Here is a 24,531-nt window from a genome sequence, read left to right as displayed (position 1 = left end):
AGAGATGGACACCGTGGTCAGGACCCGCCACGGCGCGGTCCGCGGGCTGGTGGAGGACGGCGTGCACGTCTTCCGCGGGATCCCGTACGCTGCGCCCCCGTTCGGCCCGAACCGGCTCCGCCCGCCGGCGCCCGTCCTGCCGTGGGACGGGACGCGCGACGCCACGCGGCTGGGGCCCGAGCCGCCCCAGGTCGCGCCGCCAGCCACGGGCGGCACGACCGAGGGCGCGCAGGAGGAGTGGCGCGACGTCGACGCGGCGTTCGCGGCCGTGGAGCGGGCGACGGCCACCGACGACTGCCTCAACCTCAACGTCTGGACCCCCGACCCGGGCACCACCGGCCTGCCCGTCATGGTGTGGGTCCAGGGCGGCATGTTCGAGCTCAGTTCGACGGCCGCCTACGACGGCAGCCGGTTCGCGCGCGACGACGTCGTCTGCGTCGTCGTCAACTGGCGGCCGGGCGCCGAGGGGTTCCTCCACCTCGGCGACGGCATCGCGAACGTCGGCCTCCTCGACCAGGTGGCGGCCCTCGAGTGGGTCCGCGACGGCATCGGCGCGTTCGGCGGCGACCCCGGCAACGTCACCGTCTTCGGGGAGTCCGCGGGCGCCATGAGCATCGGGTGCCTGCTGGCGATGCCGCGCGCCGAGGGACTGTTCCGGCGGGCCGTCCTGCAGAGCGGCGCCGCCCACCACGTGCTGTCCTCGGCGGACGCGCGACGGGTCGCCGACCGGCTGGCCGCGGCGCTCGGCGTCGAGGCGACCCGCGACGCGGTCGCCGGCGCGGGTGTCGACCGGCTCCTCGGCGCCCAGGCGGCGCTCAAGCAGGAGCTGCTCGCCCACCCCGACCCGGGCACCTGGGGGCAGGAGATCGTCGCCGCCGTCATGCCGTGGCAGCCCGTGGTCGACGGCTCGGTGCTGCCGGGGCCGCCGATCGAGCGGATCGCAGCCGGGTCGGCTCGTGACGTGGACGTCATGGTCGGCACGAACAGCGACGACTGGAGGCTCTGGCTCCTCGTCAGCGGCGCCATGGGCCAGGTCACCGACGCCATGCTCACCGGTCCGCTGGAGCGGTTCGGCCACCTCAGCCTCGCGGCGTACGGCCTCGATGCCCACGACGACCTGGCCGCCTACCGGGCCCGGTACCCCGACATCGCGCCCGGTGAGCTGCTGGCCAAGGTGCAGACCGACTGGTGGATGCGGGTGCCCGCGCTGCGGCTCGCCGACGCGCACCTCGCGTCGCGTGGAGACGCGTCGACGCGCACGTTCACCTACGAGTTCGCCTGGGGTGCACCGGGGCTGGGCGCCGTGCATGCCCTCGAGGTGCCCTTCGTCTTCGACATCGCCCACCCCGACGTGCCCCTGTTCGGGCCGCTGCTCGGGCCGGACCCGCCTCAGGGCCTCGCCCGGACGGTGCACGCGGCCTGGGTCGGCTTCGCGCGCGACGGCGACCCCGGGTGGCCCGCGCACGACCTCACCCGGCGGGCGACGATGCGGTTCGACACGACGTGCAGCGTCGTCGATGACCCCTACGCGTGGGAGCGGGCCTTCTGGCAGGGCCGGAGGTGAGCGGCCCGAGCGGGTTCGTCGTCCGGGGGATCCCACCGGAGCGGCAGCCGGTGCTCGACCGCCTGGCCGGTGCGGCGCGACGGTTCCAGGTGCACGCCCTCGTCGAGCTCGACGTCGGCGAGGCGCAGCGCCGGATCGACGCCGCCACGGAGCACGTGTCGTGGACCGGCTTCGTCACGGCGTCGGTCGCCGCGGCGGTGGCGCTGCACCCGGAGGTGAACGCCCGGAAGGCTGGTCGCCGCGTCCTCTACTTCGACCGCGTCGACGTCGGCGCCACGGTGGAGCGCGAGGGAGAGGGGCGCCCGACGCTCGACATCGTCGTCCTGCGCGACGCGGACCGGCTGTCGTGCGCCGAGGTCACGGCGGCGCTGCACCGGGCCAAGGTCGGGCCGGCGCAGCCGCACCCGCCCGGCCCACTCCTCGGCCCCGTCCTCCGGCTGCCCGGGCCGCTGCGCCGGGCCGCGGTGCGAGCCGCCGCCACGCTGCCGGCCGTGTCGGCGTCGTTCGGTCCTGCCGTCGGGGTCACCTCGATCGGGATGTTCTCCTCGACGTGGGGCTGGGCCGTGCCACTCGCCCCGCTCACGGTCATCGTCACGGTCGGAGGGGTCGCCGAGCGTCCGGTGGTCCGGGACGGGCAGGTCGTCGTGCGGCCGATGCTCCCGCTGACGATCAGCCTCGACCACGCCGTGGTCGACGGCGCTCCGGCGGCTCGGTTCGTCGAGACGTTGCGCCGGCTCGTCGAGACGGCCGCGGCGTTCGACCCCGCGCGTCAGACCGGCGACGCAGCCTCGGCGCGCTAGCCCGGCGGGCCGTCCGGTGGCACGACCGAGCGGCCCAGCTGGGCCTCCACGGCGCGGTGGACGCTGCCGTGGATGTGGTCCGGACCGATCCGTTCGAGGACGCCCTCCCGCTCCAGGATGTCGCGGGCCGCGGGCTTGAGCTTGGCCAGCCGGAGGGTGATCCCCGACTGTTCTGTGAGGTCGAGGATGTCGGAGATCTTCGATGAGCCCTGGGAGTCCACGTAGGCGATCCCCGAGCAGTCCAGGACGATCCCGGTGAGGCCGTCGCTGGAGTTGATGACCTCCCGGATGCGGTCCTGGAGGGCATCGGACGTCGCGAAGAAGAGGCCCCCGTCGAGCCGGAGGGCGGCCACGCCCGGCACCTCCTCGTCCTCGGGGTGCTCGGCGAGCTCGCGGAAGACCTGCGTACCGGCCTCCCGGGCCAGCGTCGGCATGGCCGGGTGGGTGGAGACCCACACCAGCCAGAGCAGCGACAGCGCGATCCCGATGACGACGCCGGCGAACACGCCGAACAGCAGCGTGCCCACGATGGCGGCCGTCGCGATCCAGAAGTCGAACCGCTGCACGCGGAAGAGCCGGCGCATCTCGGGCACGTCGATCATCCCGCTGACGACCGCCTCGATGATGAGTGCCGCGAGGACCGGTTTGGGCAGCTGGGAGAACAAGGGAGCGAGCACGACCAGGGTGAGCAGGACCGTCACCCCGGACGTCAGCGACGCCAGACCGGTCCGTGCCCCGGTCCTGTCGTTGAGCGAGCTCGCGGACAGGCTGGTCGAGACCGGCATCCCCTGCAGCAGGCCGGCACCGGTGTTCGCCATCCCCTGCGCGAACGACTCCTGGTCCATGTCGATCCGGTAGCGGTGCCTGGCCGCGAAGGCCCGGGCGTCGCCGGCGGTCTGCGAGAACCCGATGAGCACGAGCGCCGTCGCCGCCACCGCCACGACGCCGACGTGGTCGAGGGCGAGCGCGAGGTCGGGCACCTCGACCGACGGCAGTCCCCGGGGCACCTCACCGACCAGCGCCACGCCCCGGGCGCCGAGGTCGAGCAGCCACGACGCGACCAGCCCACCGACGACGAGCACGAGCGCTCCCGGCACCGAGGGCGCCAGCCACCGAAGTCCGAAGACGACCGCGAGCGCCGCCACCCCGACGAGCACCGTCCACGCGTCGGACTGCCCCAGCGTCCCCAGCCACGACCACAGCTCCTGCACGGGGTTGGACCCGGACGTCTCGGTGCCGGTCAGCTTGGGCAGCTCGCCGATCACCACGTCGAGCGCGGCTCCGAAGAGGAACCCCGTGACCACCGCTCGCGACAGGAACTGCGCGATCCAGCCCACGCGGAGCACGAACATCAGGAGGAACAGGACGCCCGACGCCAGGGTGATCCCCGCAACGAAGCTCGCGATCTCGTTCTGGGCCGTGAGCCCGGCGGCGAGCGTCGCGCCGGCGGCCACCGCCGCCAGCCCGGAGCTCGGCCCCACCGAGATCTGCCGGCTCGTGCCGAAGACCGCGTAGAGGATGGCCCCCGCGGCCGCGGCGTAGAGCCCGTTCTGCAGGGGGATGCCGGCGATCCCGGCGTACCCGAGGTTCTTCGGCACGATGAGCGCCGCGACGGTGACCCCGGCGATGAGGTCGGGCCGCAGCCAGCTCCGGTCGTACGCACGGATCCACCCGACGATCGGCACGAGGCCCGACGGCCTCCGCGCGGGCGTCATCGCCCGGAGGGCGTCAGCGTCCGAGAACCTGTCAGGCGCGAGGAGCCCGCATGGTGCACGTGGTGCAGCGGACGTCCGGGTACCGCCGCCGGCACCGGCTCGCTCGCGAGCGGCACGACCATCGCGTCGCACGGCAGGGCGTCCAGGGCGCCCCGCAGGACCGAGCCGCGCACCATCTCGACGAGCGCACCACGGCCCGGTCGGCGCACCGCGTCGTGACCACCGACCACGACGAGGTCGTCTGGGTGGCACCGCGTCGAGAGGGTGTCCACCCGGTGCTCGAGGACGACCACCTCCGCCCGGCACCGCAGCGCCGCACTCTCCGGAACTGCGTGGAGCGCCTCCCAGGCGGAGGCGAGCGCGGCCCGCCGTTCGGCCTCGCTCCCGAGCTCCCGGACGGTGCGGACGGCCGCGAGCGGGATCCGGCGCAGCCGGGCCTCCCGTACGGCGCGCCTCAGCACCTCCACGTCGTCGACCCGTCCGGCCAGCGCCACCCGGACGCTCGGGGACCAGTCGTGGTCGGCGGGGTGGCCGTGGTTCGCCCGACGCGTCACGTGCGGCATCATGACCGGGCAGCCGGCACGCCGGATGACCTCGTCCGCGGTCCGCCCGAGGAACAGCACCTGGTGCGCGCCCAGTCCGCGCGCGGGGGCGACGAACAGCGCCGCGCGTGCGGCCAGCACGCGCATCGCCGCGTCGTCCTCCCGGGCGATGGCGGCGATCTCGACGGGCACCGTCGGGTCGGTCGCCTCGGCCACGATCGCGGCCCGCCGCGCGGCGGTGTGCATCGCGTCCGCGGACAGCCGCCGGTGCCCCGGCACGCTCAGGCTGGTGCTGGACTCGTCGACGACGAGCAGCACGAGGCCGAGTCCCCGACGCGCGGCTTCCGCGGTGGCGGTGGCGATGGCTGCCTGGTCCGCGGCCGACCGGCCGCACCCCACGACGACTGCGTCGCAACGAGTTCGATCGAGCATGGTCCACCACCATTCGCACAACCCCTGCTCTGGCAGTGTCACGCCGCCGGCCCGGTTCCGGGCGGGATCCCGGGAAATCGACCCCGGACCCGGCGTCACCCGGTCCTGCCGCGCCACGGACTCGGCCGCCTGCGCAAGGGGCGAGGTCCGACCTCGCCGCCGCCAGTCTCGCGCCGCGGCCGGCGCACCGGGATCACTCCTGCGGGATGAGGCTGACCGGGCCCGAGTCGACCACGCTGGTGCTGACGACCACTGGGGCGTCGAGCTGGCTCTTGGAGAGGACTGGCATGGACAACATCACGACCAACTTCTGGGACGTCCTGCTGTGGAGCTTCTGGTTCTTCGTCTGGTTCGCGGCGATCTTCGTCTGGGTGCGGTGCATCTTCGACGTGTTCCGGGACAGGGACCTCAGCGGGTGGGGCAAGGCCGGGTGGGCGGTGCTGCTCATCGTCGTGCCGTGGTTCGGCGCCCTGATCTACCTCATCGTCCGCGGCCGGAGCATGTCCGAGCGGCAGATGCGTGAGGTGGCGCAGATGCAGGCGCAGCAGGAGGAGTACATCAAGAACGTGGCGTCCGGTTCCGGCGGCGGGACGAACCCGGCGGACCAGATCGCCAGCGCCAAGTCGCTGCTCGACTCGGGCGCGATCACGCCGGAGGAGTTCGAAGGGCTCAAGGCCAAGGCCCTCGCCTGACCACAGCCCTCGCCCGACCAAGGCCCTCGCCCGACCAAGGCCCTCGCCCGACCCCGAGGGGGTCGGGTCGTCGGAAGGAGCACCCTGATGGCGAAGAGCACCGCGCCCGCACCGGTGGAGGTCGCGGGCGCGGCCTCTGGCACCATCCTCGTCACGCTGGCCTCCGGCCAGTTCCTCATGGCGCTGGACAGCTCGGTCATGAACGTGTCCATCGCCACGGTCGCCCACGACCTGGGCACCTCGGTCACGGGCATCCAGACGGCCATCACCCTCTACACGCTGGTGATGGCCTCGCTCATGATCACCGGCGGCAAGGTCGGCCAGATCCTCGGGCGCAAGCGGGCGTTCGCCCTTGGCTGCGTGATCTACGGCTGCGGTTCGTTGACGACGTCGCTGTCGCCGAACCTGACCGTCCTGCTCATCGGCTGGTCGCTGCTCGAGGGCATCGGCGCCTCCCTCATCATGCCGGCCATCGTCGCCCTCATCGCCGCCAACTTCGACCGGTCGGAGCGCCCCCGGGCCTACGGGATGGTGGCCGCGGCGGGTGCCATCGCCGTGGCGGCGGGCCCGCTCATCGGTGGGCTGTTCACGACCTACTGGTCGTGGCGGTGGGTGTTCGCCGGGGAGGTCATCGTCGTGCTCGGCATCCTGGCGCTGACCCGCCGGATGGCCGACACCCCGCCGGAGCCCGGCGTGCGCCTCGACCTCGTCGGCACCGCCCTGTCGGCCACGGGCCTGGCCCTCGTCGTCTACGGGATCCTGCGCGCAGGGACCTGGGGTCTGGTCGACCCCAAGCCTGGTGCGCCGACGCTGCTGGGCCTGTCCGCGGTCATCTGGCTCATCCTGGCCGGCGGCCTCGTCCTGCTCGGGTTCCTCGCCTGGGAGCGGCGTCGGGTCGAGCGCGGCGAGGCGGCGCTCATCAACCCGGCGATGCTGCGCAACCCGCTGCTGCGCGGCGGGCTCGTCGGCTTCTTCTTCCAGTACCTGCTGCTCGCCGGGATGTTCTTCGCCGTGCCGCTGTTCCTGTCGGTCTCGCTCGGGCTGTCGGCCATCGCCACCGGTGTGCGCATGCTGCCGCTCTCGGTCACCCTGCTCCTCGCTGCCGTCGGGGTGCCGAAGTTCTTCCCCGACGCCAACCCCCGCCGCGTCGTGCGGCTCGGGTTCCTCTCCCTCTTCCTCGGCCTCGTCACCCTCATGGCGGCGCTGGAAGGCGGCGCCGGCCCCGAGGTCGTCACGCTTCCGATGCTCCTTGCGGGGCTCGGGATCGGCGCGCTGGCGTCCCAGCTCGGCAGCGTCACCGTGTCGTCGGTCCCCGACGAGCAGACCGACGAGGTGGGTGGCCTGCAGAACACCGTGACGTTCCTCGGGTCGTCCTTCGGCACGGCCCTCAGCGGGGCCGTGCTCATCGCCGCGCTCACCTCGTCCTTCTTCACCGGCATCCAGGACAACCCGGCGATCCCGGCGAGCCTCTCCTCGCAGGCCCAGGTCCAGCTGGCCTCCGGGGTGCCGTTCATCCCCGACTCGCAGCTGAGCGCCGCCCTCACCGCGGCCGGAGTGCAGGGGGACACCGCGACGGCGGTGATGGAGGAGAACACCGCCGCCCGCCTCGCCGGTCTCCGGGCGTCGCTCGGGGTGCTCGCGATCCTCGGGCTGATCGCCATCTACTCCGTGAGTGGCATCCCGACGCGTCAGCCGGGCTCCGCGCCCGACGCGTCGCCCGACGCGTCGGCGGCCGGGGCGGGTGCCGGACCGGATCCCGACGCCGCCGACGGATCACCCTGACGAAACCATAACCTTGCGGTTACATAGCCGGATGGTTAAATTGGCGTCATGGAAGCAACGATGCGAACACTGGACGGGACCCGCGGAGCAGTGCGGGTCGAGGACGTGTACGAGACGGACATCGCCGACCTGTGGCAGGCGTGCACGACGCCGGAGCGGCTGGCCCGCTGGATCGCCACGGTCGACGGGGACATGCGGGTCGGTGGCACGGTCCAGGCCGTCTTCACGAGCAGCTGGACCGGCCCGGCGCGCATCGAGGTGTGCGACGCGCCCCACCACCTGCTGCTGACGACGGAGCCGGGCACGGACGACGAGGGACAGATCGAGGCGTGGCTGACCGACGAGGGCACCAGCACCCGGCTGGTGGTCGAGGAGCGCGGCCTGTCGATGCGGCACCTGCCCTTCCACGCCTCCGGCTGGCGCGCCCACCTCGAGGATCTCGGTCGGTCGCTGGAGGTCGACGGCCCGGTCCATCCGGAGGGGTGGAGCTCCGACGCAGGGGCGCCCGGGTGGAGGCAGCGGTGGGAAGAGCTCACGCCCGCCTACCAGCAGATGGAGATCGGCTGATGTCGGAGCTGATCAGGCTCAGCGGGACGACGGTCAACGCGCCCGACGCGATCGCCCTGGCGCGGTTCTACGCCGAGATCACGGGCGGGGTCGCGAAGGGTGACCAGCACTGGGCGCTCGTGCAGGGGCCGAACGGGGACATCGGGTTCCAGCAGATCGACGACCACCGGCGGCCTACCTGGCCGGACGGCGAGGTGGGGATGCAGATGCATCTCGACTTCTTCGTCGACGACCTGGAGGAGACCGGAGCGCGTGTGCTGGCGGCCGGCGCCACCCGCCTCGAGCACCAGCCCAACGCCGACCACTGCGTGGTGTACGCCGACCCGGCCGGGCACCCCTTCTGCCTGTCGATGTGGGAGGCCCCGAAGGTCGCCGACTGACACGAAGAACGTCTGGTGGGCCCCGTCGGGCTCGAACCGACGACCAGCGGATTAAAAGTCCGACGCTCTACCAACTGAGCTAGAGGCCCTGGGCGTCGTGGTGTTCGCGCGGGAGGCTCCCGACGGACCGGCGGCGCCGCGCGCCCAGTATGCCTGACCATGTAGCCGGCTCCTGCAGCGGAACCGCGCCGTTCGGGCCGGTTGCGCCTCGTCTGGGGTATCGGTCGGGTTGACTGGCGCCCATGTCGCTGCCGCCGGTCGAGATCACCGACCTCCTGTGGTCGTTCGACGCGTCCGGACGACGCCTCGCGATCGGTCGGGCCGAGGTCGTCGAGCGGCTCCGGGCCTCCGGCCAGGAGCGGGCGGCCCGGCTCGTGTCGCGGATGCCGGTCACCGACGGCGACCTCCTCGACACCCGGCACGTCGACGCGCTCGGGATCCGGGTGCACGCCGAGCTGCAGCGACTGGCCGAGGAGCTGCTCCTGTGGCGCCGGGTCCGCGCGACCCTGGCGCCGCTCCTCGCCGAGCTCCGCGACCGCGCGTCCGTCGCGTCCGCGTCGGGGGAGGCGGTGGTGCCGCGTCCCCTGCGCGTCGTCGACGTGGGGTGCGGCCTCGGGTACGTCGTGCGCGCCCTCGCCGCCCGGGGCGACCTCGGGCCCGACGTCGAGCTCGTCGGCGTCGACCTCAACCCGGTTCTCGTCGGCGAGGCCCGTCGCCTCGCCGAGGTCGAGGGGCTCGCCGCGCGGTTCGTCATCGGCGACGCCCTCGACCCGGGTGTCGCCGTCGAGGACGGCGCCACGACGCTCGTCATCTCGACCGGCCTGCTGCACCACCTGCCGCCCGACGCGCTGCCCGGGTTCTTCGCCGCGCACGCCCGGCTCGGCGTCGCGGCCTTCGCCCACTGGGACCTCGTGCCCGGACGCATCGCGCGCGTCGGCGCGTGGGTGTTCCACCGTGCCCGGATGCGGGAGCCGCTCTCGCGGCACGACGGAAACCTCTCCGTCCGACGCGCGCACGACCCGGCGCTCCTGCGCGCTGCGGCAGCGACTGGCGCTCCGGGTTACCGCCTCCCCGACGCGTCAGGCGGGCCGCTGCAGGTGCCTGCCGTCGAGGTGCTGCGTCCCACGGTCGGGGTCCGGGGATGAGCGCGCCCGCTCTCGCGTCCGGCATCCTGCCGCCCGGACTGCCCTCTGCTGCAGCGCTGTCGACGCTCATCGTGCTCGGGGTGCTCGACGCGGCCTTCTCCGGCTTCCGCGCGTCGGCCGGCCGCGACGGGCTCGTGCGCCACCGGCGTCGCGACCTCGTCGGCTCGGCCCGTGGGCTGGCCGTTCTGGCCCTCTCCTCGGTCCCGCCGCTTCCGCTCCTGGTGGTGGGCCTCAACCACGGGGCGAGCCTCGATGACTGGGCGGCCGCCGCGAACGCGATGCTCGTCGTCTACCTCCCGTACGGGCTCGTCGTGCTCGGGGCCCTGGCGGCCTACGCCCTGCTGCCGTGGGAGGTCGGCTACCTCGCCACCGCCCTGCTGCTCGGACCGCTGACGCTCGCCCGCCCGCTCGTCGCCGTGGTGGGCGCGGTGCTGGCGTGGTCCGCCGTGGACTCCGTCATGGTGCGGCTCGGCGTCGTCCTGTCGGTCCTCATCGTCCTCGGCGTCGAGCGGGACGTCTCGCGGCGGTGGTACGTGCCTGCACGGCCCTGACGTCGCCACTCACCACCTGCTCCCACCACGGGAGCAGGTGGTGAGTGGCGGGGGATGACATCGCGCGCCGACCGGTCACAGGCTCGCGAGGATGCGGTCGGCGACCTCGTCGGGGCGCAGCCGCGTTGTGTCGAGGACGACCGCGTCCGGCGGCGCGGGCAGCTCGCGGATCGGCAGCAGCGTCCGGAGTACGTCGGGATCCATGAGCTTCGCGCGCTGGGTCCGATCGGGTCGCACGACGCGCTCGGCAAGCTCGTCGGCGTCGGCGGTCAGCCACACCGGCACGAAGGCGGCGCCCCGTCGCCGCGCGAGCTCCCGCAGCCGCTCGACCAGGGCCCCGTTCTCCGGCTCGTCCGGCAGCCAGTTCGTGAAGACGTGGCTGAACGACGCCGGTGCCAGCTCGGCGGCCTCGTGCACCACCGACAGCACCCGCCGGCGCAGCTCGTCCGTGGCATCGATGCCCTCGCCGCGGTGCACCCCCATCGGCACGAACACCGGGTCGTTGATGAGGTGGTTGTCGACGACGATCGCCCCGGTGCGCCTCTCCAGCTCGCGGGCGACGGTCAGCTTGCCGACGGCGGGAGGGCCGACGAGGTAGAAGAGGTGCGGCATGGGCGGTCAGTCTGCCGGACCCCGGGCGCGCGCTGCCCCCGCCGGAGCGCACGGCGTCTGCATCTTCGTGCAACCGGCCGTGCCGTGACCCCCGGCAGACGCGTCGGGCACGTACCGTGCTCGCACACCGGGCCGGGTCCCAGCCGACCGGGCCCGGGGTGACCGACCCCGCCCTGCGCGGGGCGAGCCACGCGACAGGGGACCCAGATGGCACAGACTCACCGATCGGCCGTGGTCCGGTCCGCGCCGCCCGGCGCGGGGCCGGTCCTCGACCGGACCGACTGGCGGCGAGGCTTCGACCTCGCGGCGACCGGACTCGACTGCCGGGACTGCGGCGCACGCGTCGGCGTGCGACCCGAGCTCGCGGACCGACACCGCCGCTGGCACGTCGAGCTCAACGGCCTGATCTCGATGGCCCAGGAAGACCGCGACCTGCCGGACCTGCCGGACCTGCCAGACCTGCCGGACCTGCCGGGGCGGACCCGCTCCGAGCCGTGACAACCGGCGGACGCCTTGGGGACCGCTTGCGGCGGGCTTGCAGAAATCTTGCGAAACCGCCACGAATCGGGCGAACATTTCCGACACTGGGTGTGTTTCCACCACCCGTCGCCCGGAGCTCCGCATGTTGTTCACGTCCCACCGCCGCCCGTCCCGCCCGTCCCGCCCGTCCCGCGCAGCCCGGATCGCCGTGACGATCAGCGCGGTCCTCGCCGCAGCAGTCGGAACGCTCGCGATGGCGCCCGGGGCCGCCGCCGCCACCACGACGCCGGGCCCCGACACCCGCGCCATGTGGGTCTGGGACACGAGCACCCCCGCGGCCACCATCGACCTCGCGGTCAGCACCGGCATCGACCAGCTCTTCGTCGCCGTCCCGCCCAACATCACGACCTCGAGCCAGCTGCCCGCCATCAAGGACCTCGTCGGCCGCGCCCGCGCCGCGGGCATCCGCGTCGACGCCCTCGGCGGAGACCCCGGCTGGGTCGACAACCCGTCCTGGGTCGTGACGTACTGGCTCAAGCCCGCGAAGAGCGCCGGCCTGTTCACCGGCATCCACATCGACGTCGAGCCGTACTCGACCTCGGCCTGGACCACCGACCGGCCCACCGTCGTCGCGAAGTACCTGACGCTCCTCGACAAGCTCAAGGCCAACGCCGGCACCTACCCCATCGAGGCCGACATCCCCTTCTGGTTCAACGAGATCCCGGCCACGGCCAGCGGCGGCTCGGCCTCGAGCCTCGACCGCGAGATCATGAAGCGCACCGCCGGCGTCACCGTCATGTCCTACCGCAACACGGCCACCGGCCCGGACGGCACGCTCGACATCGCGGCTGGCGCGCTCGCAGCCGGCGCGTCCCTCGGCAAGCCGGTCCGCCTCGGCCAGGAGACGAACTACCTCGGCAGCTCGACGGTCGACACGAAGCAGACGTTCTTCGGCTGGACGCGCACCGACATGGAGGTGCAGCTCGCCCAGGTCGTGTCCGGTGCGTCGGCCCAGCCGACGTTCGCCGGCCTGGCGATCCACGACGCGTCGGGCTACGCCGCCATGGCGCCCTGAGCCGGACGAACGCGTCTCAGTCGTCGAGCGACGACACGTACCGCGCCAGCGCGGCGTGGTCGGTGCCGAGCTGCTTGACGTCGTGGCCGAGCGCCCGCGACGCGTCGGCCGCGGTCAGGGTGAAGGTCGACCCGTTGGCCACCACCGTGACGTGGTCGAGATTGCCGACCGTGCCGAGCAGGAGCGTCGCCTGCGGCGTCGCGTCGAACGGGCCACCCGACTTCACCGGCGCCGGGTAGCGGACGGTCAGGCCGTAGGGCTCGGACCCGGTCTGCAGCGAGATCGTCCGCGGCCCGAGGTCGTCGAGGCCGCTGTCGCCGACGAGGGCGATGACCCTGATGTTGTCGCCGACGTGCGCCGTGCGGTCGGCCCACAGCGAGGCGACGAGCCGGCCCGACGCGTCGGTCGGGGCTTCGCTCGGGGTGGCGTCCCGGCCCGACGTCGCCGAGCAGCCGGAGAGGAGCGTGGCGGCCGCCACGATGGTCAGCGCCGCCAGGGCGCAGGCTCGCGAGACGGGGGGACGCGGCGAGGTCTGGCGGGGCATGGGGTCTCCTGTGCAGCGGCCGGGGTGCGCCGGGTCCGGCGCACCGGATGGACGTCGCTGAGGGCAGATCGGATCCCTGTATCGCCGGACACGTCCACCGTGACGTCCGGCCCACCTGCGAGGCTGGGGCCGTGTACGTCAAGGTGTGCGGCCTCAAGGACCCCGACATGGCCCGCGTGGCCGTCGCGGCAGGCGCCGACGCGGTCGGCGTGGTCATGAGCGAGGGCAGCCCGCGGCACGTGACACCGGAGGCCGCGGCCGGCGTGGTCGAGGCCGTCGGCGGTCGGGCCGACACGGTGCTCGTCGTGCGTGAGATGCCGGTGGCGGAGGCGGTCGAGGCCGCGGGCAGCATCGGTGCCACCGTGCTCCAGCTGCACGGTGGGTACTCGGCGGCCGAGTTCGCCACGGCACGAGCCGGTTTCGCGCGGGTCTGGCGGGCGACCGCCCTCGACGACTCGACCGAGCTCACCGTGGGAGCGTGGGGCGAGGAGGTGCTCCTGCTCGATGCTCCGGTCGCCGGCTCGGGCCACACGTGGGACATCGGCGCGCTCCAGCACCGACGCCCGCGCGGGCGCTGGCTGCTCGCCGGCGGTCTGGATCCGGTCAACGTCGCGGGCGCCGTCACCGCGGCGCGGCCCTGGGGCGTCGACGTCTCGAGCGGCGTCGAGTCGAGCCGCGGGGTCAAGGACCCCGACCTCGTGCGGGCCTTCGTCGCTGCGGCCAGGGCGGCGGACGCGGGCGACCGCTGACGCGGCCCGACCCGGCACCCGGAGCGGGCCTCAGGGCGTCGGCAGCGGGGTGCCGGTCAGCGAGGTCGCCGTGCCCGTGCCCGAGGTGCCTGTCGAGGTGCTCGTCGACGTGCCGGTCGAGGAAGCTGGGGTGCCCGCCGCGCTCGAGGTGCGTGGGGCGCTCGTCGTGGTGGCCGAGGTCGTCGAGGTCGTCGAGGTCGTCGAGGGGGAGTGTGAAGCGGTGACCGTCGACGTCACGGTCACGATGACGGTTGCCGGTGCGCCGGGCGGGGCGGTGGCCGTCACCGTCACGGTGGTGCGGGGCGGCGTCGGCCGCGGACGCGTCGCAGGGGGTGTCGGGCCCGCAGCGGGTATGGCAGGGACGGCCGGGGCGTCGGCCGGAACCTCGGCGCGGGCCATGAGCCGGAGCACGGCGGCCAGGTACGCGGTCGAGTGGTTGTAGGACAGGACCGCGGCGCGCAGGTCCGCGGGGCGGGCGAGGTCACGACCGGACCCGCACAGGTAGGCCGCAGCGGATGCCGCCGCGTCCTCGACGTCCTGGGGGTCACGGGTGCCGTCGCCGTCACCGTCCCGACTCCAGCGGCGCCACGTGCCCGGCAGGAACTGCATCGGTCCGACCGCCCTGTCCCACACGGGGTCGCCGTCGAGAGCGCCGTGGTCGGTGTCATGCACGGCGGCGGTCCTCGTCCCGTCCAGCCGCGGGCCGAGCACTGCGGGGACGACGACGTGACCGGGCGTGAGGCCGCGTCCCCGCACGGATCCCGACTCGACCTCGCCAATGCCGGCGAGCAGCGTCATGGGCAGGTGGCACGAGGGGCGAGCGGACCGCGCCGCCGCGGCGTACGCCGCGGCGAGCACCGCCGGCACCCGCAACGGGGTCCCGGCACCGATCGTCCCAGGGGCCGTAGAGGCCGCCCCGGTCGAGCCGGTCGAGCCGGTCGACGCAGCGCCGGTGGGGCCGGCGGAGGGCGGCAGGCTCGTCACCGAGGCCGGGACGGCGTCCACCGGCGAGGACCCGAGGCCCGTGCCGAGGAGCGCGACGGCGGGCACCGCCCGTCGGCCGAAGGCGGCCACGACGGTCGCCGCGTCGGCCGCAGCGGCGGCGCCGGTCGGGTGCGCCGGCTCCGCACGGTCGCCGTGGCTGAGCGGGGCTCCTGCGGGAAGGGTTGGAGCCGAGGGGTCGCCGCCCAGGGCGGCCAGCGCGAGCAGGCCCGCGCACAGCGTCAGCGTGACCCGCGGCCGGGAGCGCAGCGCGGCCGTCAGGGACGACGCGGCGAGGAGGGGCCCTGAGACGGCGCGTGCCGGCCACCGACCCCGTGCCTCGTCCACGGTGCACCCCCGTACGCCTCTGGGGCGGGCCCCACGCGCCCGCCGGGACCGACCGTCGCACCCCGCCCGGCGACCCGCACGGGGACGGGGTCGATGCTCACGCGTCGGTCATCTGCGGCCGAGGTCCGCATCACGCCACGGTCAGGTCGCGCACACGCCCCTGTCATGTTCCCGTCAGGAAATGCCACCCTTTCGTCCGGGACCGTCCTGATTCGGCCCTCGACCTCGGGGCGACATATCGGACATCGCCTCATCAGGAAGCTCACAGGTGCTGAACTGTTCTGACTTGTCAGTACGGGGGACGTCAAGGGGGGGGCCAGGATGGCCACAGTCATGGTCGTCGACGACGAAGAACGCATCAGGGGACTGCTGTCGAGATCACTCTCGTCGGAAGGGCATTCGGTCGTGACGGCCGCAACCGCCAACGCGGCGCTCGACCGCCTCCAGGGTGGGGGAGTCGACCTCGTGCTGCTCGATCTCGTCATGCCGGGCCCGAGCGGCCTGTCCATGCTCAAGGCGATGAGGGAGCGCACCGACATGCCTCCGGTCATCGTCCTGTCAGGCGTCACCGACGTCGGCGCCCGAGTGCAGGCGCTCGACAACGGGGCGGTCGACGTGGTGGCCAAGCCGTTCAGTCTCACCGAGCTGCTCGCGCGGGTACGGCGCAACGTCGGCCAGGTGCGCCCGACCCGCGACGACCAGGTGCTCGAGGCCGGTGGGGTCCGGCTCGACCTCGGTCGGCGTCGGGCCGGCTTCCACGACGTCGGCGTGACGCTGACCGAGCGGGAGTTCAGCCTGCTCGCCCACCTCATGCGCCGACGCGGCCAGGTGTGCCGCCGCGAGGAGCTGCTCCACGACGTGTGGGGACTCGGGTTCGACCCCGGCAGCAACGTCGTCGAGGTGTGCGTCGGCCGGCTGCGGAGCAAGCTCGGCCAGGAGCTGCCGCTGGAAACCGTCCGCGGCGTCGGCTACTGCTTCTACGAGGACTGAGGGCAGGTCGTGGTGGCGCGTCGGTCGTTCTGGGTCTGGGTCGCCGTCGGGCTCGTCTGCTCGGCGGTCATGTGGGCCGTCCCCGGCAGCGAGACCGTGCCGTACCACATCGCGTGGGCGACGTTCGCACTGTGCTTCGGGCTCGAGGTGTGGACCGCGGCCGCGACGTGGATCAGCCTCGCGATCTTCACCGTCATCACCGGGTCGATCCTCCTGCTGCGGGTGTTCGAGGACGTCCTGGACTGGCAGGAGGCGGCCGAGATCCCGCTCATGCTCCTGCTCATGGCCCTCATGGTCGTGCACGTGCGGCGTCGGCAGGACGCGATCGCGGCGCTCACCGCGCTGCACGAACGGGAGAGCCGCGAGGCCCACTCGCGGGAGCTGCTGACGCGCCGCACGTCGCACGAGATGCGCTCGCCGCTCACCATCACGCGCGGTTACGTCGAGGTACTCGAGGACCGGCACGTCGGCAGCGAGTCGGCCATCGAGCTGGCCATCGTCAGCGACGAGCTCAAGCGGCTGACCCGTGTCTGCGAGCGGCTCGTCCGCAGCCTGCTCGCGCAGCAGGACCTCGAGCTCGAGGCCGTCGACCTCGACGAGCTCCTGGTGCGCACCCGCAACGCGTGGGCCGCCGTCGCCGAGCGCGAGTGGCTCGTCACGGCCAGCGCCGGCACGTCGCGATGTTCGCCGGAACGGCTGAGGGCCTGCCTGGACACCCTCGTGGAGAACGCGATCCGCTACACCCGTCCCGGTGACACGATCGAGCTCTTCGGCACCCGCGGGCTCGACGGCTGGATCACCCTCGGGGTCTCCGACTCCGGCCCGGGCTTCTCGGCGGGCACCCGTCAGGCGGTCCTCGCCGGTGCCCAGGCTCCGGTCGACGGGCCACGCGGAGACGCCGTCAACGGGTTCGCGAAGTCGGCGCCGGGTTCCACTGCCGCGCAGGTGAGCCCGTCGGACGCGTTCGGTGACGAGCTGTCGCAGACGGGGCTCGGCCTCGGCATGGTCGAGGAGGCGGTGTCGCGGCGTGGCGGCCGGCTCGAGATCGGGTCGTCTCGGTGGAGAGGCGCGCGGGTCGGGTTCTCCTGGCCGCCGCAGGCGGCCTGAGCGCACCCGGTCGGCACGACCGACCTGACCGAACGGGCGGCGCCTGACCGATCGGTTTGACGCTGACCGATCGGTCAGTGCACCATCGTTCCCATGAGCAGGCCACCCCGCGACGCGCTGCGGCGCGAGATCGTCGACGTCGCCCAGCGGATGTTCGCCGGCATCGGCTTCCGCGGCACGTCGCTGCAGATGATCGCCGACGCGGCCGGCTGCTCGAAGGCCGCGCTGCTCTACCACTTCAAGACGAAGACGGCGATCCTCGAAGAGCTGCTCGACCCGCTCGTCGTCGACGTCGAGCGCATCCGCGCCGGCGCCCCCGAGCTCCCGCCGACCGACGCCGTCGCCTTCGCCCTCGAGCACGCGGCCGCCCTCGTCGTGAAGCACCGCAGCGCCATCGCCATGCTCCGCGGCCTCGAGGACATGGCCGACGAGATCACCGTCGTCGGCCGCGGGCAGGAGTGGGTCGACGAGCTGACCGAGGTGGTCGTCGCCGACGAGGACACCCTCGACCGACGCGTCGCCGCCCACGCCTTCGTCGCCGGCCTGCTCGCCGCGTGCCTCTCCCTGCCGGACGTCGACGACGAGGACCTGTCCGGGGCCCTGCTGCGCCTCGGGGCCCGGATGTTCGACCGCGACCCGGCGAGCCTCACCACCGTCCGCCTCTGACCCGACCTTCCTGACCGATCCACTGGAGACCCGCATGGCCACCCTGCTCTACCGTCTCGGGCGCCTCAGCTTCCGCCGACGCGGCATCGTCGCGACGCTGTTCGCCCTCGTGCTCGCGGCCGTCGTCGGCGGGTTCGTCGCTGCCGGAACGCCGCCCACGTCGAACGTCACCATCCCGGGCACCGAGTCGCAGCGCGCCCTCGAGGCCCTGAGCACCGAGTTCCCCCAGGCGAGCGGTGCAGCCGGCACCGTCGTCGTCCGGGCGCCCGAGGGCCAGACGGTCATGACCCCCGCCGGCCAGGCCGCCGTCAACGCGGTCGTCGCCAAGGCCAACCAGCTGCCCGGCGTCCTCGGCGCGATGAGCCCGTTCGACACCAAGGCGATCAGCCCCGACGGTCGGTACGCCCTGGTCACCGTCCAGTACAAGCAGAGCGCCGACAAGCTGACCCCCGACCAGCGCACCGCCTACGAGCACCTCGGCCAGGGCGCCCCGGCCGGGTGGACCGTCGCCTCCGGCGGCGAGCCGCTGCTCGCCGAGCCGGAGGTGGGCTCGACCGAGGGCCTCGGCGTCGTCGTCGCGCTCGTCGTCCTGCTCATCACCTTCGGCTCGCTCGTCGCGGCCGGCATGACGATGCTCAACGCGCTCGTCGGCGTCGGCCTCGGCGTCGCCGGCCTCATGCTGCTCGGGCACGTCGTCGACCTCACGAGCACGACGCCGATCCTCGCCCTCATGCTCGGCCTCGCCGTCGGCATCGACTACTCGCTGTTCATCACCTCGCGCTACCGGCACGACATCGCGGTCGGTATGGACCGCGAGGAGGCCGCGGGCCACGCGGTGGGCACGGCCGGGTCGGCCGTCGTGTTCGCGGGCCTCACCGTCGTCATCGCCCTCGCCGGCCTGTCGGTCGTCGGCATCCCGTTCCTCACGGCGATGGGCCTGGCCGCGGCCGGGACCGTCGCGATCGCCGTCGTCGTCGCGGTGACGCTGCTGCCCGCCATCCTCGGCTTCGCCGGCGACCGCGTCCTGTCGCGGAGCCAGCGCAAGGCGCGCCGCGGCGGCGCGCCCGCCGCCGACCTCGAGGACGCCGCGACCAACCGTGGGTTCGCCTGGGGCCGAAGGGTGGTCAAGGCCCGTGGCCCGGTGCTGCTCATCGGCGTCGTGCTGCTCGGCGCCCTGGCGATCCCCGCCGCGAGCATGCGTCTGGCCCTGCCCGACGACGGCACCGCCCCGAGCGGCTCGAGCAAGCGCGTCGCCTACGACATGGTGTCCGAGGGCTTCGGCCCCGGCTTCAACGGCCGCCTCGTCATGGTCGTCCACGGCGACGACGCCGCCGGGGTCAAGGCCGCCGCGCAGCAGGCCGCCGGCATCGCCCAGAAGACGCCCGACGTCCTCGCCGTCGCGCCCGGCCAGACCAGCGCCGACGGCCGCACGACGATCCTCGCCGTGATCCCGAAGTCCGGCCCGAGCGACGAGGCCACCTTCGACCTCGTCCGCGACCTGCGCTCCGGCGTCGCGCCCGTCGCCACGTCGACCGGGGCGGAGATCTCAATGACCGGCGTCACGGCCATCGGCGTCGACGTGTCGGACAAGCTCTCGGCAGCCCTGCCCGTCTACCTGCTCGTCGTCGTCGGGCTCAGCTTCGTGCTGCTCGCCCTCGTGTTCCGCTCGGTCCTCGTGCCGCTCAAGGCGACCGTCGGCTTCCTCCTGTCGGTCGGGGCGACGTTCGGCGCCACGGTGGCCGTGTTCCAGTGGGGCTGGCTCAAGGACGCCATCGGCCTCGACACCCCCGGGCCCCTCGTCAGCTTCCTGCCGATCCTGCTCATCGGCATCCTCTTCGGCCTGGCCATGGACTACGAGGTGTTCCTCGTGTCGCGGATGCGCGAGGACTTCGTGCACGGCGAGTCGGCCCCCGAGGCGATCGTCTCCGGCGTCGGCCACGGCGCGCGGGTCGTCGTCGCGGCGGCGCTCATCATGATCAGCGTCTTCGCCGGCTTCGTCTTCGTCGACGACGCGATCATCAAGTCGATGGGCTTCGCGCTCGCCTTCGGCGTCCTCGTCGACGCGTTCGTCGTGCGCCTCGCGCTCGTGCCGGCCGTCATGTCGTTCTTCGGCGACCGGGCCTGGTGGCTTCCGCGCTGGCTCGACCGGCTCCTGCCGAACGTCGACATCGAGGGCGAGAGCCTGCGCCGGCGCACCGCCGCCTGAGGCGCACCACTGGCCCCGGGGGAGGGGCGGAGGACGCGGGCCGCGGTCAGGCCGGGCGGTGCAGCACCGCCCCGCTCGGCGCCACGGTCAGCGTCCCCTCACCCGTGCCGTCGACCTCGCCGTCGACGATGAGCGAGCGGCCCGAAGGATCGCGCGGCGGGAAGACGAGCGTCACGGCGGGCCGTTCGGAGACGATCTGTGTGGCGGTGCTCCCGACCCGGTCGACGACGAGCACCCCGTCCTGCTCCGGCCCGGGCGTGACGTGCACCGCCAGCACGTGCGGACGCTCCGGTCCCTGCGCCACGAGGAACGCGTAGTCGTAGTCGCCGAGGGTCCGCGGCAGGTCCGCGGTCTCCACCCTGATGCTCATGGCCACCTCCGAGGTCCGGCCGGACGCCCCACGCGTCGTCCCCCGGATCCTCCCGCGTCGGTGCCCGGGTGACCAGACCGAGCCTCAGGTGGGTAGGCACAGTGCAGGGCCCTCGGCGATGCCGGCTCGACCTATCGGCCCAGGCCCGGGTGGTTCTGACCGTGAGCCGCCCGGGCCGCCCGCCGGATCCTCCACCTCGCCGTCGGCGTGGAGGGCTAGCCTGCCGGGATGAGTGATGGCGAGCACCGCAGCAACCCGCGCCGTCCGGCCTTCTTCAGCCCGGCGGCGCTCGAGGCCCACGGCCCGGCCTACGACCCGACCGAGGCGATCCTCGTCGCCCACGAGACCGCCCGCGCCCTCGTCCACGCCGGGCGCGCCGCCGCCGACCCCGCCGTCACCACCAAGCTCGTCGCGCTCGTCGACGACATCGGCCTGTCCACCCTCGCCGAGCTGTGGTCGCAGCGGCCGGCGCGCAGCCTCCCGGGCGCCCTGTGGCGGCTCTACGTGCTCCGCGAGTGGGTGCAGCGCGCCCCCGACGACGCCAGCCGCGAGTACGCCGCCGGCATCCGCTTCACGGGGCCGAACCACGCCGTCGCCGGGGCCGCCGAGCCGCCCGGCCCGCAGGAGATGAGCCGACTCGTCGACGAGGTCCTCCGTGGGGTCTTCGAGGGCGACCTCGCCGTGGCCCTCGAGCGGGCCGCGGCGTTCTGCCGCGTCGTGGCCGCAGGGCGGGCCGACATCGGCTCGGGCGACGAGAGCGCCGAGCAGGCGGCCAACGTGCTGGCGATGGCCGAGGACCTCGCCGCCGGAGCACGGCTCTGGCGCGCCGACACCCTCGACTGAGCGCGACCGGGCTCGACCGGGCACCGCCGCGTGGACGCCGTCGCGAGCCTGACCACGCGCGGGTGTCCACGGATCGGTGCGGTTTCTTTGGACTTCGCCGCGGACGCGCCTATCCTTGAATCCGCGTCGGGCCGCGGTAGCCCCGGGTCCCAAAATCCGCCGCTACGAGCGGCCCAGTGCCGAGAGGCGCTCCCGGCCCGACGTCACACTCACTCCGGCCGACCCGCCGGACGGCCGGGTCACGGTCGCGCCGCACTCCGGCCTCGCGTGCCCGTCGCGGACCCCGATTTCGCGGCCCGCGGCAGCGGGGTGATGATGCTCGGTGTGGCTCCACCCGCACCCCTCGCATCTCGTCGCCCACTTCCCCGCCCGGCGCGCGCCGTCCGGATCTACGCTGGGCGCATGACGCCCGAGGAGGAGCGGTCCTCTGACCTGCTCGATGTCGCCCTCAGGGACGAGATCGAGCTCGTCTCGGACCTCGTCGTGGCCGCGTCCGGCAGCCCGCGTCACTTCACCCCGGCCGAGGTCGACGAGCTCCTCGGCATCGGTGAGGACGCCTGCCTCGACGCCACCTCGTCGACGGATCCCGCTGCGGCAGCAGGGAACTCGCTTCCGGGTATCCCGGAGGCGCCCGGTTCGGTCGTCGGAGACGCAGCCGCACGGCAGGGCGACTGACGCGTCCCCGGCGCTCGGGGTGCCCGTCCGGCTGGACCGACACGTCGCTACCCGCGGGTAGGACCCGGTCCGGCGCCCGAACGGTAGGTGAACGTCCGGTGGAGCCTCGATTGCGTCGCTTGTCGCCGTTGCCCGTAGCATCGTCCCCGGACCAGACCCCGATTCGACCGGAGCACGCGCGTGGGTTTTCGCCTCACACCCCAGGACACGAGCTTTTTCTCCCTCTTCACCTCCTCTGCACAACTCCTCGTCGAGGCGACCCGGGAGCTGACCCGCTTCCTCGAGGTCGAACCGGCGAAGCGCCAGGAGGTGGCCGACCGGCTCAAGGAGCTCGAGCACGCCGCGGACGACGCGACGCACGAGCTCATCAACAAGGTGAACAGCTCGTTCATCACGCCGTTCGACCGCGAGGACATCCACAACCTCGCAGCGTCGCTCGACGACTGCATGGACCTCATCGAGGAGACCGCCGACCTCATCGTGCTCTACCGGGTCGGTGAGTTCCCCGAGGGCCTCGTCGACCAGTTCGAGATCCTCGCGCGGATGGCCGAGGTGACCGCCGAGGCGATGCCGCGCCTGCGCTCGCTGCAGGACCTCAAGAGCTACTGGATCGAGATCAACCGTCTCGAGAACCAGGCGGACTCCCTGCATCGCACCATGGTCGCGAACCTCTTCAACAACTCCGTCGACCCGGTCACCATCATCAAGGTCAAGGCCATCGTCGACGGCTTCGAGAACGCGGCCGACGCGTTCGAGAAGGTCGCGCACGTGGTCGAAGGCATCGCGGTCAAGGAGTCCTGACCCTCTGATGGACACCACCGTCCCCCTCTTCGGCGTGGTCGCGGTCATCGCGCTCGCCATGGGCTTCAACTACACCAACGGCTTCCACGACGCCGCCAACGCCATCGCGACGTCGGTCTCGACGCGCGCGCTGACCCCGCGCGTCGCGCTCGTCATGGCCGCGGTCGCCAACCTCTTCGGCGCGTTCTTCGGCCAGAAGGTCGCCGCGACGATCGGCAGCGGCATCATCGCCCAGCCCACCGGCGTCGACGGTCTCTGGCTCGTGGCCGCGGCCCTCGTCGGCGCCACCGGCTGGAACCTGCTGACGTGGTGGTTCGGCCTGCCGTCGAGCTCCTCGCACGCCCTCATCGGCGGCCTCGCCGGGGCTGCCCTCGTCGCCGGCGTCGCAGTCCAGTGGGAGGTCATCTGGAGCAAGGTCGTCATCCCGATGGTCCTGTCGCCGATCATCGGCCTGATCGTCGGCTACCTCGTCATGGCGGCCATCCTCTGGCTCTTCCGCCGGTCCAACCCCGGGCGCGTCACCCGCGGCTTCCGCCTCGCGCAGACGGCCTCCGCCGCCGCGATGGCCTTCGGCCACGGCCTGCAGGACGCCGCGAAGACCGCCGGCGTCGTCGTGCTCGCCCTGACGATCGCGGGCTACCACACCGGCCCCACGGTCCCGCTGTGGGTGCTCGTGCTCTCGGCCATCGTCATCTCGCTCGGCACGTACGCCGGCGGCTGGCGCATCATGCGTACCCTCGGTCGCCGCATCATCGACCTCGGGCCCCCGCAGGGCTTCGCGGCCGAGACGACCGCGGCGTCCATCCTCTACGTGGCGGGCCTCGCCTTCGGTGCCCCGATCTCGACGACGCACACCATCACGTCGGCGATCATGGGCGTCGGCGCGACCAAGAGCGTGCGCGCCGTCCGCTGGAACGTCGCCGGCAACATCGTCGGGGCGTGGTTCCTCACCTTCCCCGGCGCCGGCCTCGCGGCCGTCCTCGTCTGGTACGCCACCGCGATCTTCCGCTGAGTCCCGCACGAGAAATGCCCGCCCGACCGGCTGGGCCGCTCACGTGAAAGTGCCTGCTCGACCGTCTGACGGTCGAGCGGGCACTTTCTCTGTGAGGCCGAGGATGCTCAGCCGAAGCGGCCGGAGATGTAGTCCTCGGTGGCCTGCTCGGTCGGGTTGTTGAAGATCCGGGTCGTGTCGTCGATCTCGATGAGCCGGCCCGGCTCGCCCGTCGCCTTGAGGTTGAAGAAGGCCGTGCGGTCCGAGACGCGGGCGGCCTGCTGCATGTTGTGCGTGACGATGACGATCGTGTAGTCGCTCTTGAGGTCGTTGATGAGGTCCTCGATGGCGAGCGTGGAGATCGGGTCGAGCGCCGAGCAGGGCTCGTCCATGAGGAGCACCTGGGGCTGCACGGCGATGGCGCGCGCGATGCAGAGACGCTGCTGCTGGCCACCGGACAGGCCGGCGCCGGGCTTGCTCAGGCGGTCCTTGACCTCGTTCCAGAGGTTGGCGCCCTTGAGCGAGCTCTCCACGATGCCGTCGAGGGTCTTCTTGTTCCGCACGCCGTTGAGGCGCAGGCCGGCCGCGACGTTGTCGTAGATCGACATCGTCGGGAACGGGTTGGGGCGTTGGAAGACCATGCCGACGGTGCGACGCACCGCCACCGGGTCCATCGCCGGCGCGTAGAGGTCCTGGTCGTCGAGCATGACCTTGCCCTCGACGCGTCCGCCGGGGATCACCTCGTGCATCCGGTTGAGGGTGCGCAGGAAGGTCGACTTGCCGCAGCCGGACGGCCCGATGAACGCCGTGACGGACCGGGGCTCGACCGTCATCGAGACGCCTTCGACGGCCTTGAAGCCGCCGTAGTAGACGTTGAGGTCGCTGACGTCGATTCGCTTTGCCATGTCAGGGGATTCGCTTTC

Annotated in this window: 26 protein-coding genes and 1 tRNA gene; 19 read left to right on the top strand and 8 right to left on the bottom strand. The window is 73.1% G+C overall.

The genetic code is table 11. The features are described 5' to 3' along the window. Positions 1 to 4: 4 nt before the first annotated feature. Both RY076_RS20005 and RY076_RS20000 read left to right on the top strand, forming a co-directional pair. Entirely contained in the window at positions 5 to 1,564 is a 1,560-nt protein-coding gene (locus RY076_RS20005) for a carboxylesterase/lipase family protein (protein ID WP_323101119.1), read from the top strand. Then, positions 1,561 to 2,364, top strand: a complete 804-nt coding sequence (locus tag RY076_RS20000; RefSeq protein ID WP_323101118.1) for a 2-oxo acid dehydrogenase subunit E2 — start codon at positions 1,561 to 1,563, stop codon at positions 2,362 to 2,364. Before RY076_RS20005 ends, RY076_RS20000 begins: the two co-directional genes overlap by 4 nt. Here the strand turns inward: RY076_RS20000 and RY076_RS19995 are convergent. Together RY076_RS19995 and RY076_RS19990 are read right to left on the bottom strand one after the other, a co-directional pair. Then, on the bottom strand, positions 2,361 to 4,079 hold the full coding sequence (locus RY076_RS19995; protein WP_323101117.1) for a SulP family inorganic anion transporter: 1,719 nt from the start codon (positions 4,077 to 4,079) through the stop codon (positions 2,361 to 2,363). The genes RY076_RS20000 and RY076_RS19995 overlap by 4 nt on opposite strands. Beyond that, the gene (locus RY076_RS19990) at positions 4,076 to 5,053 is read right to left on the bottom strand and encodes a universal stress protein (protein ID WP_323101115.1); all 978 of its coding nucleotides are present in this window, start codon (positions 5,051 to 5,053) and stop codon (positions 4,076 to 4,078) included. Before RY076_RS19990 ends, RY076_RS19995 begins: the two co-directional genes overlap by 4 nt. Before the next feature lie 287 nt (positions 5,054 to 5,340). Between RY076_RS19990 and RY076_RS19985 the strand changes: the two genes are divergently transcribed. The 4 genes from RY076_RS19985 to RY076_RS19970 all read left to right on the top strand — a co-directional run bounded on the left by RY076_RS19985 (position 5,341) and on the right by RY076_RS19970 (position 8,474). Then, positions 5,341 to 5,745: an SHOCT domain-containing protein gene (locus RY076_RS19985; protein ID WP_323101113.1), complete on the top strand. Its 405-nt coding sequence runs from the start codon at positions 5,341 to 5,343 to the stop codon at positions 5,743 to 5,745. Positions 5,746 to 5,832: 87 nt separating this feature from the next. Beyond that, positions 5,833 to 7,527, top strand: a complete 1,695-nt coding sequence (locus RY076_RS19980) for an MFS transporter (RefSeq protein WP_323101112.1) — start codon at positions 5,833 to 5,835, stop codon at positions 7,525 to 7,527. A 48-nt stretch (positions 7,528 to 7,575) separates the two neighbouring features. Next, complete coding sequence (locus tag RY076_RS19975; protein ID WP_323101111.1) at positions 7,576 to 8,094, top strand: SRPBCC domain-containing protein; 519 nt, start codon at positions 7,576 to 7,578, stop codon at positions 8,092 to 8,094. Continuing rightward, a complete protein-coding gene (locus RY076_RS19970) occupies positions 8,094 to 8,474 on the top strand; it encodes a VOC family protein (RefSeq protein ID WP_323101109.1) in 381 nt (126 codons plus the stop codon). Before RY076_RS19975 ends, RY076_RS19970 begins: the two co-directional genes overlap by 1 nt. A 13-nt stretch (positions 8,475 to 8,487) precedes the next feature. On the opposite strand, the gene RY076_RS19965 is transcribed toward RY076_RS19970, so the two are convergent. Continuing rightward, positions 8,488 to 8,563: transfer RNA gene (locus RY076_RS19965), tRNA-Lys, on the bottom strand. Between the two features lie 153 nt (positions 8,564 to 8,716). Here RY076_RS19965 and RY076_RS19960 point away from each other — a divergent pair. Then, complete coding sequence (locus RY076_RS19960) at positions 8,717 to 9,619, top strand: methyltransferase domain-containing protein (protein ID WP_323101108.1); 903 nt, start codon at positions 8,717 to 8,719, stop codon at positions 9,617 to 9,619. After that, a complete protein-coding gene (locus tag RY076_RS19955) occupies positions 9,616 to 10,170 on the top strand; it encodes a hypothetical protein (RefSeq protein WP_323101106.1) in 555 nt (184 codons plus the stop codon). Before RY076_RS19960 ends, RY076_RS19955 begins: the two co-directional genes overlap by 4 nt. Positions 10,171 to 10,245: 75 nt before the next feature. Here RY076_RS19955 and RY076_RS19950 read toward each other — a convergent pair whose 3' ends face one another. Continuing rightward, positions 10,246 to 10,782 (bottom strand): P-loop nucleotide/nucleoside kinase family protein, encoded by a 537-nt coding sequence (locus RY076_RS19950; protein WP_323101105.1) that lies wholly within the window; start codon positions 10,780 to 10,782, stop codon positions 10,246 to 10,248. Positions 10,783 to 10,989: 207 nt separating this feature from the next. Here RY076_RS19950 and RY076_RS19945 point away from each other — a divergent pair, with 207 nt between their 5' ends. Both RY076_RS19945 and RY076_RS19940 read left to right on the top strand, forming a co-directional pair. Continuing rightward, positions 10,990 to 11,280, top strand: a complete 291-nt coding sequence (locus RY076_RS19945; RefSeq protein WP_323101103.1) for a hypothetical protein — start codon at positions 10,990 to 10,992, stop codon at positions 11,278 to 11,280. A 124-nt stretch (positions 11,281 to 11,404) separates the two neighbouring features. Continuing rightward, positions 11,405 to 12,337: a hypothetical protein gene (locus RY076_RS19940; RefSeq protein ID WP_323101101.1), complete on the top strand. Its 933-nt coding sequence runs from the start codon at positions 11,405 to 11,407 to the stop codon at positions 12,335 to 12,337. A 16-nt stretch (positions 12,338 to 12,353) separates the two neighbouring features. Here the strand turns inward: RY076_RS19940 and RY076_RS19935 are convergent, their stop codons facing one another. Next, positions 12,354 to 12,881, bottom strand: coding sequence for a DUF4825 domain-containing protein (locus tag RY076_RS19935; RefSeq protein ID WP_323101100.1), 528 nt, complete (start codon positions 12,879 to 12,881; stop codon positions 12,354 to 12,356). A gap of 131 nt (positions 12,882 to 13,012) precedes the next feature. On the opposite strand from RY076_RS19935, the gene RY076_RS19930 reads away from it, so the two are divergent. Then, entirely contained in the window at positions 13,013 to 13,630 is a 618-nt protein-coding gene (locus RY076_RS19930) for a phosphoribosylanthranilate isomerase (protein ID WP_323101097.1), read from the top strand. 30 nt (positions 13,631 to 13,660) lie between these two features. Here the strand turns inward: RY076_RS19930 and RY076_RS19925 are convergent, their stop codons facing one another. Further along, positions 13,661 to 14,959, bottom strand: a complete 1,299-nt coding sequence (locus tag RY076_RS19925; protein ID WP_323101095.1) for a lytic transglycosylase domain-containing protein — start codon at positions 14,957 to 14,959, stop codon at positions 13,661 to 13,663. Positions 14,960 to 15,280: 321 nt separating this feature from the next. Between RY076_RS19925 and RY076_RS19920 the strand changes: the two genes are divergently transcribed. The 4 genes from RY076_RS19920 to RY076_RS19905 all read left to right on the top strand — a co-directional run bounded on the left by RY076_RS19920 (position 15,281) and on the right by RY076_RS19905 (position 19,928). Beyond that, a complete protein-coding gene (locus tag RY076_RS19920) occupies positions 15,281 to 15,949 on the top strand; it encodes a response regulator transcription factor (RefSeq protein WP_323101094.1) in 669 nt (222 codons plus the stop codon). Positions 15,950 to 15,961: 12 nt separating this feature from the next. After that, positions 15,962 to 17,056, top strand: a complete 1,095-nt coding sequence (locus tag RY076_RS19915; protein ID WP_323101093.1) for a sensor histidine kinase — start codon at positions 15,962 to 15,964, stop codon at positions 17,054 to 17,056. Between the two features lie 93 nt (positions 17,057 to 17,149). After that, on the top strand, positions 17,150 to 17,722 hold the full coding sequence (locus tag RY076_RS19910; protein ID WP_323101090.1) for a TetR/AcrR family transcriptional regulator: 573 nt from the start codon (positions 17,150 to 17,152) through the stop codon (positions 17,720 to 17,722). A 34-nt stretch (positions 17,723 to 17,756) separates the two neighbouring features. Beyond that, positions 17,757 to 19,928 carry an MMPL family transporter gene (locus RY076_RS19905; RefSeq protein WP_323101088.1) on the top strand — a complete coding sequence of 724 codons (2,172 nt, stop codon included), beginning with the start codon at positions 17,757 to 17,759 and terminating at the stop codon, positions 19,926 to 19,928. A 46-nt stretch (positions 19,929 to 19,974) separates the two neighbouring features. Here the strand turns inward: RY076_RS19905 and RY076_RS19900 are convergent, their stop codons facing one another. Then, positions 19,975 to 20,298 carry a hypothetical protein gene (locus RY076_RS19900; RefSeq protein WP_323101086.1) on the bottom strand — a complete coding sequence of 108 codons (324 nt, stop codon included), beginning with the start codon at positions 20,296 to 20,298 and terminating at the stop codon, positions 19,975 to 19,977. Positions 20,299 to 20,526: 228 nt separating this feature from the next. Between RY076_RS19900 and RY076_RS19895 the strand changes: the two genes are divergently transcribed. From RY076_RS19895 to RY076_RS19880, 4 genes are all read left to right on the top strand, one after another. Beyond that, positions 20,527 to 21,141 (top strand): hypothetical protein, encoded by a 615-nt coding sequence (locus RY076_RS19895; protein ID WP_323101084.1) that lies wholly within the window; start codon positions 20,527 to 20,529, stop codon positions 21,139 to 21,141. Between the two features lie 402 nt (positions 21,142 to 21,543). Further along, positions 21,544 to 21,816, top strand: a complete 273-nt coding sequence (locus RY076_RS19890) for a hypothetical protein (RefSeq protein ID WP_323101082.1) — start codon at positions 21,544 to 21,546, stop codon at positions 21,814 to 21,816. 180 nt (positions 21,817 to 21,996) lie between these two features. After that, positions 21,997 to 22,617, top strand: a complete 621-nt coding sequence (locus RY076_RS19885) for a DUF47 domain-containing protein (RefSeq protein ID WP_323101080.1) — start codon at positions 21,997 to 21,999, stop codon at positions 22,615 to 22,617. A gap of 7 nt (positions 22,618 to 22,624) precedes the next feature. Beyond that, the gene (locus RY076_RS19880) at positions 22,625 to 23,629 is read left to right on the top strand and encodes an inorganic phosphate transporter (protein ID WP_323101077.1); all 1,005 of its coding nucleotides are present in this window, start codon (positions 22,625 to 22,627) and stop codon (positions 23,627 to 23,629) included. Positions 23,630 to 23,736: 107 nt separating this feature from the next. Here RY076_RS19880 and pstB read toward each other — a convergent pair whose 3' ends face one another. Beyond that, positions 23,737 to 24,513: a phosphate ABC transporter ATP-binding protein PstB gene (gene pstB, locus RY076_RS19875; protein ID WP_323101075.1), complete on the bottom strand. Its 777-nt coding sequence runs from the start codon at positions 24,511 to 24,513 to the stop codon at positions 23,737 to 23,739. Positions 24,514 to 24,531 lie beyond the last annotated feature (18 nt).

The sequence above is a fragment of the Intrasporangium zincisolvens genome (genome assembly GCF_034724055.1).
Classification (GTDB): domain Bacteria; phylum Actinomycetota; class Actinomycetes; order Actinomycetales; family Dermatophilaceae; genus Monashia; species Monashia zincisolvens.
Note: the sequence above shows the minus strand (reverse complement) of the source record. Positions and strands in the feature narration are given on the sequence as shown.

Coding starts and splice junctions, on each gene's coding strand:
- RY076_RS20005 (WP_323101119.1), top strand. CDS start 5: ATGGACACCGTGGTCAGGACCCGCCACGGCGCGGTCCGCGGGCTGGTG.
- RY076_RS19995 (WP_323101117.1), bottom strand. CDS start 4,079: ATGACGCCCGCGCGGAGGCCGTCGGGCCTCGTGCCGATCGTCGGGTGG.
- RY076_RS19990 (WP_323101115.1), bottom strand. CDS start 5,053: ATGCTCGATCGAACTCGTTGCGACGCAGTCGTCGTGGGGTGCGGCCGG.
- RY076_RS19985 (WP_323101113.1), top strand. CDS start 5,341: ATGGACAACATCACGACCAACTTCTGGGACGTCCTGCTGTGGAGCTTC.
- RY076_RS19980 (WP_323101112.1), top strand. CDS start 5,833: ATGGCGAAGAGCACCGCGCCCGCACCGGTGGAGGTCGCGGGCGCGGCC.
- RY076_RS19975 (WP_323101111.1), top strand. CDS start 7,576: ATGGAAGCAACGATGCGAACACTGGACGGGACCCGCGGAGCAGTGCGG.
- RY076_RS19970 (WP_323101109.1), top strand. CDS start 8,094: ATGTCGGAGCTGATCAGGCTCAGCGGGACGACGGTCAACGCGCCCGAC.
- RY076_RS19960 (WP_323101108.1), top strand. CDS start 8,717: ATGTCGCTGCCGCCGGTCGAGATCACCGACCTCCTGTGGTCGTTCGAC.
- RY076_RS19955 (WP_323101106.1), top strand. CDS start 9,616: ATGAGCGCGCCCGCTCTCGCGTCCGGCATCCTGCCGCCCGGACTGCCC.
- RY076_RS19950 (WP_323101105.1), bottom strand. CDS start 10,782: ATGCCGCACCTCTTCTACCTCGTCGGCCCTCCCGCCGTCGGCAAGCTG.
- RY076_RS19945 (WP_323101103.1), top strand. CDS start 10,990: ATGGCACAGACTCACCGATCGGCCGTGGTCCGGTCCGCGCCGCCCGGC.
- RY076_RS19940 (WP_323101101.1), top strand. CDS start 11,405: ATGTTGTTCACGTCCCACCGCCGCCCGTCCCGCCCGTCCCGCCCGTCC.
- RY076_RS19935 (WP_323101100.1), bottom strand. CDS start 12,881: ATGCCCCGCCAGACCTCGCCGCGTCCCCCCGTCTCGCGAGCCTGCGCC.
- RY076_RS19920 (WP_323101094.1), top strand. CDS start 15,281: ATGGCCACAGTCATGGTCGTCGACGACGAAGAACGCATCAGGGGACTG.
- RY076_RS19910 (WP_323101090.1), top strand. CDS start 17,150: ATGAGCAGGCCACCCCGCGACGCGCTGCGGCGCGAGATCGTCGACGTC.
- RY076_RS19905 (WP_323101088.1), top strand. CDS start 17,757: ATGGCCACCCTGCTCTACCGTCTCGGGCGCCTCAGCTTCCGCCGACGC.
- RY076_RS19900 (WP_323101086.1), bottom strand. CDS start 20,298: ATGAGCATCAGGGTGGAGACCGCGGACCTGCCGCGGACCCTCGGCGAC.
- RY076_RS19895 (WP_323101084.1), top strand. CDS start 20,527: ATGAGTGATGGCGAGCACCGCAGCAACCCGCGCCGTCCGGCCTTCTTC.
- RY076_RS19890 (WP_323101082.1), top strand. CDS start 21,544: ATGACGCCCGAGGAGGAGCGGTCCTCTGACCTGCTCGATGTCGCCCTC.
- RY076_RS19880 (WP_323101077.1), top strand. CDS start 22,625: ATGGACACCACCGTCCCCCTCTTCGGCGTGGTCGCGGTCATCGCGCTC.
- pstB (WP_323101075.1), bottom strand. CDS start 24,513: ATGGCAAAGCGAATCGACGTCAGCGACCTCAACGTCTACTACGGCGGC.